This is a genomic window from uncultured Wocania sp. (assembly GCF_964021735.1).
Classification (GTDB): Bacteria; Bacteroidota; Bacteroidia; order Flavobacteriales; family Flavobacteriaceae; genus Wocania_A.
Genome location: NZ_CAXIBN010000122.1, coordinates 1 through 9,735, shown reverse-complemented (window position 1 = coordinate 9,735; position 9,735 = coordinate 1). Strand labels below are relative to the sequence as shown.

At 32.3% G+C, this 9,735-nt stretch carries 8 protein-coding genes; 1 reads left to right on the top strand and 7 read right to left on the bottom strand.

The features are described from left to right. The 4 genes from AADI82_RS10965 to prfA all read right to left on the bottom strand — a co-directional run. Positions 1–511, bottom strand: a 511-nt coding sequence (locus AADI82_RS10965; RefSeq protein WP_341216481.1) for a helical backbone metal receptor, incomplete at its 3' end; no start/stop codon positions are given. A 64-nt stretch (positions 512–575) separates the two neighbouring features. Further along, a complete protein-coding gene (pyrF, locus tag AADI82_RS10960; protein ID WP_341216480.1) occupies positions 576–1,400 on the bottom strand; it encodes an orotidine-5'-phosphate decarboxylase in 825 nt (274 codons plus the stop codon). Continuing rightward, positions 1,401–2,081, bottom strand: a complete 681-nt coding sequence (lepB, locus tag AADI82_RS10955) for a signal peptidase I (RefSeq protein ID WP_341216479.1) — start codon at positions 2,079–2,081, stop codon at positions 1,401–1,403. 33 nt (positions 2,082–2,114) lie between these two features. Continuing rightward, positions 2,115–3,191, bottom strand: a complete 1,077-nt coding sequence (gene prfA, locus AADI82_RS10950) for a peptide chain release factor 1 (RefSeq protein ID WP_341216478.1) — start codon at positions 3,189–3,191, stop codon at positions 2,115–2,117. Between the two features lie 402 nt (positions 3,192–3,593). Here prfA and AADI82_RS10945 point away from each other — a divergent pair, with 402 nt between their 5' ends. After that, positions 3,594–4,256, top strand: coding sequence for an ABC transporter ATP-binding protein (locus AADI82_RS10945; protein WP_341216477.1), 663 nt, complete (start codon positions 3,594–3,596; stop codon positions 4,254–4,256). 53 nt (positions 4,257–4,309) lie between these two features. Here AADI82_RS10945 and AADI82_RS10940 read toward each other — a convergent pair whose 3' ends face one another. The 3 genes from AADI82_RS10940 to AADI82_RS10930 all read right to left on the bottom strand — a co-directional run bounded on the left by AADI82_RS10940 (position 4,310) and on the right by AADI82_RS10930 (position 9,275). Beyond that, positions 4,310–6,862 (bottom strand): adenosylcobalamin-dependent ribonucleoside-diphosphate reductase, encoded by a 2,553-nt coding sequence (locus AADI82_RS10940; RefSeq protein WP_341216476.1) that lies wholly within the window; start codon positions 6,860–6,862, stop codon positions 4,310–4,312. Positions 6,863–7,053: 191 nt separating this feature from the next. Continuing rightward, positions 7,054–8,025 (bottom strand): DUF3078 domain-containing protein, encoded by a 972-nt coding sequence (locus tag AADI82_RS10935; protein WP_341216475.1) that lies wholly within the window; start codon positions 8,023–8,025, stop codon positions 7,054–7,056. Between the two features lie 71 nt (positions 8,026–8,096). Beyond that, on the bottom strand, positions 8,097–9,275 hold the full coding sequence (locus AADI82_RS10930) for an AIR synthase related protein (protein ID WP_341216474.1): 1,179 nt from the start codon (positions 9,273–9,275) through the stop codon (positions 8,097–8,099). Positions 9,276–9,735 lie beyond the last annotated feature (460 nt).

Here is a 9,735-nt window from a genome sequence, read left to right as displayed (position 1 = left end):
CAATAAAAGTATCGTTTCCTGCAACCATCCACGGGTTTTTCCAAATAAAATAAGCGGCTTTTAGAGTTCGTTTTTTTTGAATGAAAACTTTAAAATCATCCGCTTCTTTTTGAATTTCATTTGCAATTTTCAGAGCTTCTTTTTTTTTATTAAAAATTGTTCCGTATTGATTAATCAGCTCTAAACTATCTTCAATAGTAAAAATATCAGACACGTGAACATTGCAAATTTGCTCGCAAGCTTCAACAAGGTCTTTTGTATTTTCTTCTTTATTACAAAAAATTATATCTGGATTTAAACTTTTAATTTTATCGATATTTATCTGTTTTGTACCACCAACTATTACTTTTTCTTTTTTCAAATAATTTGGGTGCACACAGAATTTAGTGATGCCAACAATACTAGTTTCTAAACCTAAATCGACTAACAATTCTGTTTGACTTGGCACTAACGATACGATGCGCTTTGGGGTTTGTTTTAGTTGAAGTTTACGATGGAGTTGGTCTCTCATATTTATAGTTTTCAGTCGTAGTCGCAGTATTCAGTTTTATAACGATACAACTGACTGAGACTATTTACCGAGACTGTGCACTTAAAATCTCTTCCATTTGTTTTTGCAATTCCTCAGCTTTAACAGCTGCTGCTTGAGCAAAATCGGTTCCTTTTGAAGCATAAATAATACCGCGGGACGAATTGATAAGCAGTCCAACTTGCGAATTCATGCCATATTTACAAACGTCTTGTAAATTCCCTCCTTGTGCACCAACACCAGGAACCAATAAAAAACTATCTGGAATAATTTGCCTAATATCTGCTAAATATTCCGCTTTTGTGGCACCAACAACATACATTAAGTTTTCTGAATTCTCCCAAGTTTTAGAGGTTTCTAAAACCTGTTTATACAATTCTTTTCCATCAACTGTTTTTGTTTGAAAATCGAAAGCGCCTTGGTTTGATGTTAATGCCAAAAGAATGGTATGTTTATCTTTAAAAGCTAAAAAAGGCTCTACCGAATCTTTACCCATATACGGTGCAACAGTTACAGAATCGAATGCTAAGTCTTCAAAAAAAGCTTTGGCGTACATCGTACTCGTATTCCCAATGTCTCCACGTTTGGCATCTGCGATTGTAAAAATTTCTGGATGCTTTTCGTTTAAATAGTTAATAGTTTTTTCTAAAGACTTCCACCCTTTTAATCCGTAAGCTTCATAAAATGCAGTGTTAGGTTTATAGGCAACGCATAAATGGTGTGTCGCATCAATAATGGCTTTATTGAACGCAAATATGGGGTCTTCTTCTTTTAAAAGATGCAGTGGTATTTTATTCAAATCGACATCCAATCCTATGCAAAGAAAGGATTGTTTTTTTTTGATTTCTGAAATTAGTTGGTTTGTTGTCATTTAAAACTGTATTAATAATGCACCTTTAATATTTTCTTCATCTACAAAACCTCTGTATCTTGAATCATACGAATTATCTCTATTATCACCCGAAAAAAAATATTTACCTTTAGGTAAAACTATTGGTCCAAAATTACTTTCATTCCAATTTGGATTTCTTTTTAAAATATCTTTTGAAAGATTATCTGACTTGTATTGTAATGAACGATTTATTTTAATTGGAAGTTTTTCTACAAAGTCTTCGTCCAAAAAAACAAAAACCGAGTCTTTTATTTTATAGTTTTCATAAAACAAAAACGATTCATCTTCATTAAATTTATTCTTAATATAAGTGTTAAAAAAGACCTTATCAACTAGATACTTATATCTTAAATTTAAACCTTTATCAACATTTATATCATTTACAAAATAAACTCCATTTTTACATTCCAATTTATCATTTGGTAATGCAATCAATCTTTTAACTATCGTATAACCTTTAAGGCTATCTGAAAATTTAAAATACGCAAAATCAAGAGCTTTAGGTTTTATTAAATTTGTCCCAATAAAATGTGAACCTAATTTCAAATTAGGCTCATTGGAGGTTGAGGGAATATTAAAAAAATTTAAAACTCCAAAAAGCTTTAAAAGCACAAGTGAAACTGCTATCCCTATTAATATATTTCTACCAATTTTTTTCATAAAAAAACCTCAATTATCAGGCTAAATTAATTTTTAAATCACATCATCATTAGCCTTCAACTTCTCAGTATTTTCCGCTAACATGAGCTCGTCTATTATTTTTTGAATATCACCATTCATAATATTACTTAAATCGTAAAGTGTTAAACCAATTCTGTGATCTGTAACTCGACCTTGCGAATAATTATAGGTTCTAATTTTAGCACTTCTATCACCAGAACTTACCATACTGCCTCGCTTTTCGGCATCTTCAGCATTCTTTTTAGCCAACTCCATTTCGTATAAACGCGAACGCAACACTTTAAAAGCTTTTTCCTTGTTTTTATGTTGCGATTTTTGGTCTTGACATTGCGCCACCAAACCTGTTGGTATATGTGTTAATCGTACCGCAGAATAAGTTGTGTTTACAGACTGCCCCCCAGGACCAGACGAACAGAAAAAATCGATTCGCACATCTTTTGGATTAATTTCTACATCAAATTCTTCGGCTTCTGGAAACACCATACAAGTGGCAGCACTAGTATGCACTCGCCCTTGAGTTTCTGTTTGTGGTACTCGCTGTACACGATGCACACCAGCTTCAAACTTTAAAGTACCATAAACATCTTCACCAGATACTTCAAACTGAATTTCTTTAAAACCGCCGTTAGTACCTTCGCTAAAATCTACGGTATCTACTTTCCAGCCTTTACTTTCACAATACTTAGTGTACATTCTAAACAAATCGCCTGCAAAAATACTGGCTTCATCACCACCAGTTCCTGCACGTAATTCTACAACTGCATTTTTTGCATCTTCAGGATCTTTAGGTATTAAGAGTACTTTTATTTCCTCTTCTAACTTCGAAATACCTTCTTTAGCTTCGTCATATTGCATTTTAGCCATTTCTACCATTTCCGCATCACTACCATCTGAAGTAATGGCTTCAGCTTCTTCTAAATTATTGGTAAACTCTATGTATTGCTCACGCTTATCCATAAGAATTCGCAAGTCTTTGTACTCTCTATTTAGCTCAACATAACGCTTTTGATCGGTAATTATATCGGGCTGAATAATTAAATCGCTAACCTCATCAAAACGTTGTTTTACTATTTGTAATTTCTCTAACATCTGCGTGTTTTATTGGTAGCCAAAAATACAATAATTTATGAATTTTAAGTAATAACGCACTGTACTATTACAGATAGCTTAAGAATATTTTTGGCTGTTTATCGTTATTACTATTATTATGCAGCAGTTATTCTCCATACTCATTTTTTACAGGCCATTAATTTTATGGTCTTTCGGAATAAACACTTTTCTTTCTTTTTTAAAATATGAAATCATTCCAATTGCCATTGTAAAGTTATTATTAGTTGCTTTTTTATGGTATTTTTTAAATGAAACGAATGCCAAACGAAAACTTGTTTTTTATAAAAATTTGGGTATTTCAACCTTAAAACTATTTGCTTTTTTATATCTTATTGACTTGTTTTTTAGCATTCCGTTTCTTTTAATTTTAAAAGAATTTACATGATTATTGAAATAGATAATGTTGAACTTTATTTTAAAGAAAAAAGGATTCTCTATGGCGTCTATTTAAAAGCAGAAACAGGAAAAATCACAGGGCTTTTAGGAAGTAATGGGTCCGGAAAAAGCTGTTTATTAAATATTATTTTTGGCAATTTAAAACCCAAATACAAGCTTATAAGAATTGATGGTAAGGCTATTTTAAAACCGCTTTATCAAACAAAATTAGTAGCTTACTTACCGCAGCATCATTTTATACCAGATAGAATAAAAACTAAAACAGTTTTTAAGCTTTTTGGTGTGTCTTGGAAACACTTTATAGCTGATTTTGACTCCTTTTTAATTTTTAAAAATACTAATTTCAATAAGCTGTCTGGTGGAGAACGTCGTGTAATAGAAATCTATATTATTTTAAAAAGTGACATAAAAATTATTTTATTAGATGAACCTTTTTCGCATTTAGATCCTTTACATATTGATAAAGTGAAAGCATTAATTTCTGAAGAAAAACAACATAAAATAGTTATAATAACAGACCATATGTACCGCCATATTATCGATGTTTCTGATGATATTTATCTTATTAAAAACGGTCATACAAAACTGATTAATAATTTAACAGAACTTGAAGATTATAAATATTTAAGTTTGGGTGCTTTAGATTAAAACAAAAAAAGGAAGCCTATTGACTTCCTTTTTTTTTAACTAAAACTTAATGACTATCCACATTTAGAAGAGCCACAATCTTTACAGGTTAAACAACCTTCTTGATAAATTAAATGCTCCGATTTACAATTATCACAACGTTGTCCTTTAGCTTTGGTACCATCTTCCACATAACGCTTTAAAGCCCGAGCCACACCATTTTTCCATGTATTAATCGATTCGGTATCAAGCTGCAAGCTGTTAATTAAATCTACAATTTTATCAATTGGCATACCGTGGCGCAACGTACTAGAAAATAGTTTTGCATAGTTCCAAAATTCTGGATTGAATTTATGCGATAACCCTTCAATAGTGGTTTTATAGCCTCTTTTGTTTTTATATTGAAAATCGTAACGCGATGTACCATCTTCATTTCTGTTTTTAATAATCAATCCTTCATTAACCCAACGCGGGATTAAAATACCATCTTCATCATCTACAAGTCCTGTAAACACTTCGTATGGTTTATCGTCTATTAAACCAATAAAAGCAATCCATTTTTCTTTATTATTTTGAAAACGAACCACGTCAGCCTCTAAAACCTGAGGTCGCTTCATAGGAAAAGCTGTTAATTTATCATCGGTTTCTTCTTTCTTTTCTTCATTAGAAATTAAAACCCCAGAACGTGAACCATCTCTATAAACGGTAACGCCTTTACAGCCTACTTCCCATGCTTTTAAATATAAATCGCCAACCATATCTTCTGATACATCATTTGGCAAATTGATAGTTACACTTATAGAATGATCTACCCATTTTTGTATAGCGCCTTGCATGCTTACTTTACTTAACCAATCGACATCGTTTGAAGTGGCACCATAATAAGGCGACTTTTTAATTAAATCATCTAATTCACTTTGCGAAAAGTTTTTAGAGGTATCTACACCATTTACTTCCATCCATTGTTTAAAACGATGATGAAATACCGCGTATTCTTCCCAAGAGTCTCCAACCTCATCAACAAAATCTACACGAACATTTTTATCATTTGGATTTACTTTTCTTCTACGTTTATAAACAGGCATAAATACGGGCTCAATCCCAGAAGTTGTTTGAGTCATTAAACTTGTAGTTCCTGTTGGCGCAATAGTTAATAAAGCAATATTACGTCTACCATATTCTAACATTTCGTAATATAGTTGGTTATCTGCTTCTTTTAAACGCTGTATAAACGGATTATCTTTTTCGCGGTCTGCATCAAAAATTGAAAATGCACCTCGCTCTTTTGCTAAATGTACTGATGCCCTATAAGCTTCAACAGCAATGGTTTTATGAACTTCTAAAGAAAATGCGTTTCCTTTTTCGCTTCCATATTTAATGCCTAAAGCGGCCAACATATCGCCTTCTGCTGTAATACCAACCCCTGTTCGTCTGCCTTCTGCAGCTTTTCTTTTTATATTAATCCACAAGTTACGCTCGATTGCTTTAACTTCATCCAATTCAGGATCCGCATCAATTTTTTGCAAAATAGCGTCAATTTTTTCAAGCTCTAAATCAATGATATCGTCCATTATGCGCTGTGCAAAACCAACGTGCTTTTTAAATAACTCGAAATTAAATGAGGCTTGTTCTGTAAAAGGATTTTCTACATAAGAAAATAGATTAATAGCCAACAATCTACAGGAATCGTATGGACATAATGGAATTTCGCCACAAGGATTAGTTGATACTGTTTTATAGCCTAAATCGGCGTAACAATCTGGCACAGACTCGTTAATAATGGTGTCCCAAAACAAAATTCCAGGCTCGGCAGATTTCCATGCATTATGTACTATTTTTTTCCAAAGTGCTTTAGCTTCAATAGACTTTGTTACTTTAGGTGCATTAGAAAATATAGGATATTTTTGAGTATACTGTGTTCCGCTTTTAACAGCTTTCATAAATTCATCATCAACCCTAACCGATACATTGGCACCTGTAACCTTTCCTTGTTCTAACTTGGCATTGATAAAATCTTCTGAATCTGGATGATTTATAGATACCGAAAGCATAAGAGCACCTCGCCTACCATCTTGTGCTACTTCTCTTGTAGAATTAGAATAACGTTCCATAAACGGCACAAGCCCTGTAGATGTTAATGCCGAATTTTTAACTCCAGAGCCTTTAGGACGAATGTGTGACAAATCATGACCAACCCCACCACGCCGTTTCATGAGCTGTACTTGCTCTTGGTCTATTTTCATAATACCTCCATAAGAATCTGATTCTCCAGAGTTGCCAATAACAAAACAATTTGATAAAGAACCTATTTGAAACGGATTTCCAATACCAGCCATTGGACTACCTTGAGGGACTATATATTTAAAATCTTTAATTAAGTTAAAAATTTCATCTTTATTTAAAGGGTTTGCATATTTAGTTTCTACTCTAGCAATTTCTTTTGCTATTCTTTGATGCATGTCGTTTGGGGTAAGCTCGTAAATATTCCCTTTTGAATCTTTTAAGGCATATTTATTTAGCCATACACGAGCTGCTAAATCATCATTTTTAAAGTACTTTAAAGCTGCTTTAAAAGCTTCGTCTTGTGTGTAAGTTTTAGGTTGAGTTTTGGTAAGGTTTACTTTCATAAGTTGATTTCGGTTTTAGTTCAGTATAGATTATTTAACAAGCTATAAATAAACTAAAAAAATTCAACTTAAAACATGACAAAAATCATAAAGTTTACAAGTAAAATAAATTAAGTAATTGATTTTTAGTGCATTATAAAATTATTAACACAAAAAAGTTAACAAGTTTTTTAAATAAAAAAATATGAATTTTAAAAATCTACAGCAAAACCAATCCCTAAAAATTGTTTCCATTGTATTTTTGCACCAGCTTCATCAAACTCTCCTTCAATTTCTGAAGGCTTAGTAGTTTTCACATCATCATCGTACTTTAAATGTGAGCCTAAAGTCGCTCTCATAAAACTATTTACTTTAAAATCGAAATCAACCCTCCAATCCATATCAACATTTCCAAAATTATTTATGTAATCGGTATACAAATTTACGTGATGAGCCATTGATATGTTTTCTGCCACTTTTAGTTTATAACTGTTTGTTACCAAAATACCCACTTCTTTTCTAATATGCTCTCCTTCTACAACTATATTTCCGTTTTCATCTAAAACAGCTGGTGTAACACCAAAAGACCCTGCGTTTGCTAAATCTTCATCTAAAACAAAAGTTGCTTTTAAAGTAATTGGCGAAAAATAAAACGATAATTCTTCAATATGTTTTCCATACTCCATACCACCTCCAAAAAACAAATAACCTGGAGCCATCAGTCTTGAAATAGGCTCATCTGTATTTGGATATTTATAACCATTAGCTAACTGCGTTTTAAAATTAAGTCTTGCTGAATAAAACCAATTAGAAATACTATCCGGCTTATAACCAATATTAGAATTAATTTCGAATAAATCATCTGTTTTTCTAACCTCTCTACTTTGCTGCTTGTTTATTCCGTAACGCATTGATACGTTATTGTTCCAAAAAAAGTATTTGTCTTTGTAATTTGCTTCAGACCTAATACCAAGCAAACCAGATATAGAGTTACTACCACCAGCATTCCAATTTACAAAGGCAACTTCGCTTAAATCAAAAGTAGCTTTGTTTTTTTGAGTCCATTCTGGTCTCAACTCCTTAAGTTCGTCTTTAGGTGTAATAGGTTTTATAAATAAGGAATCGGGTTGAGCAAATGCAAATTGAACAGACAAACAAATTAAAGCTAAAAGCGTATTTCTCATAATTAGGGTTGGATATAATTAATATACGATTTTATCAAAAATCATTCCAATTTAACAAAAAAGAATTAAACTTAATAAGTAAACTCTCCAAACTCAGATTTTATTGTAAGTTTTTTAATTTTAGATGCTTCAACTCTTCCAATTATTTTAGCATCGACATTAAACGTTTTAGAGATTAAAACAATATCGTCTGCAATTTCTGGAGTTACATAAAGTTCCATTCTGTGACCACAATTAAACACTTGGTACATTTCTTTCCAATCTGTTTTACTTTGCTCTTGAATTAATTTGAATAAAGGTGGAATAGGAAACATATTGTCTTTTACAATATGAAACTCATCCACAAAATGAAGGATTTTAGTTTGCGCACCACCAGAGCAATGTACCATTCCGTGTATGGTTTCAGCATTATATTTTGATAAAATAGTTTTTATAATAGGCGCATAAGTTCGTGTTGGAGATAACACCAATTTACCAGCATCAATTGGCGCATTATCAACTTTATCAGTTAACTTAACACCACCAGAATACACTAAATCCTCTGGAACTGAAGCATCAAAACTCTCAGGGTATTTATCAGCTAAATATTTACTAAACACATCGTGTCTTGCTGATGTTAAACCATTGCTTCCCATGCCACCATTATATCCTTTCTCATAAGTAGCTTGCCCAAAACTTTCTAAACCAACAATAACATCTCCAGCTTTAATATTTGCGTTATCTATAACATCTCTTCGTTTCATGCGTGCAGTAACGGTAGAATCTACAATAATGGTGCGAACCAAATCGCCAACATCGGCAGTTTCTCCACCCGTAGAATGAATGGTTACTCCAAACGATTTTAAATCTTCAAGCAACTCTTCAGTACCATTAATGATTGCCGAAAGTACTTCTCCTGGAATTAAATTTTTGTTTCTCCCTATTGTTGAGGATAGCATAATATTATTGGTTGCTCCAACACACAACAAATCGTCTATATTCATTATTAGCGCATCTTGTGCAATGCCTTTCCAAACTGAAATATCTCCAGTTTCTTTCCAATACATATATGCTAACGATGATTTAGTTCCTGCGCCATCGGCATGCATTATCAAGCAATAATCTTCATCATTTGTTAAATAATCTGGAACAATTTTACAGAATGCTTTTGGAAATAATCCTTTATCAATATTTTTTATAGCATTGTGTACGTCTTCTTTTGATGCCGAAACACCACGTTGCGTATAACGTTTTGAAACTTCTTGACTCATAATATTTTATTGTGGTGCAAAAGTAAAGTAATATTTTAAAAACTAACACCCTTTCATTAAAATATGAAACACGGTTTAACCTCTTATTAAACTGTTAATGGATAACAAGCCTTTCTCAACTTTGCCAGAAAAAACTAGTAAACACATTAAGTAAACATCTCCAAAAATAAAAAAACAACCTTTGCTTAAAAATATAATCTAGCAAATAAGTGCGTTAGGAATTGCAGTAAAAAGCCCACAGTAATACCAATTTCTATATCGGGTTTTCGATTACTTATAACATAAAGTCGCCCTCCTTTTCGAAATAACTCCCAACCTCTCAATAGTTCTGCTGAGCTTGTCGAAATACAATTTCGGTAAAAACCGAAATCACTCAAAGTGATAACAAATAAGAAACTCTATCGTGTAAACAACAATTCTCTATACTTTGTTAGTGGCCAAATCTCATCGTCTATAAGTA

Coding starts and splice junctions, on each gene's coding strand:
- pyrF (WP_341216480.1), bottom strand. CDS start 1,400: ATGACAACAAACCAACTAATTTCAGAAATCAAAAAAAAACAATCCTTT.
- lepB (WP_341216479.1), bottom strand. CDS start 2,081: ATGAAAAAAATTGGTAGAAATATATTAATAGGGATAGCAGTTTCACTT.
- prfA (WP_341216478.1), bottom strand. CDS start 3,191: ATGTTAGAGAAATTACAAATAGTAAAACAACGTTTTGATGAGGTTAGC.
- AADI82_RS10945 (WP_341216477.1), top strand. CDS start 3,594: ATGATTATTGAAATAGATAATGTTGAACTTTATTTTAAAGAAAAAAGG.
- AADI82_RS10940 (WP_341216476.1), bottom strand. CDS start 6,862: ATGAAAGTAAACCTTACCAAAACTCAACCTAAAACTTACACACAAGAC.
- AADI82_RS10935 (WP_341216475.1), bottom strand. CDS start 8,025: ATGAGAAATACGCTTTTAGCTTTAATTTGTTTGTCTGTTCAATTTGCA.
- AADI82_RS10930 (WP_341216474.1), bottom strand. CDS start 9,275: ATGAGTCAAGAAGTTTCAAAACGTTATACGCAACGTGGTGTTTCGGCA.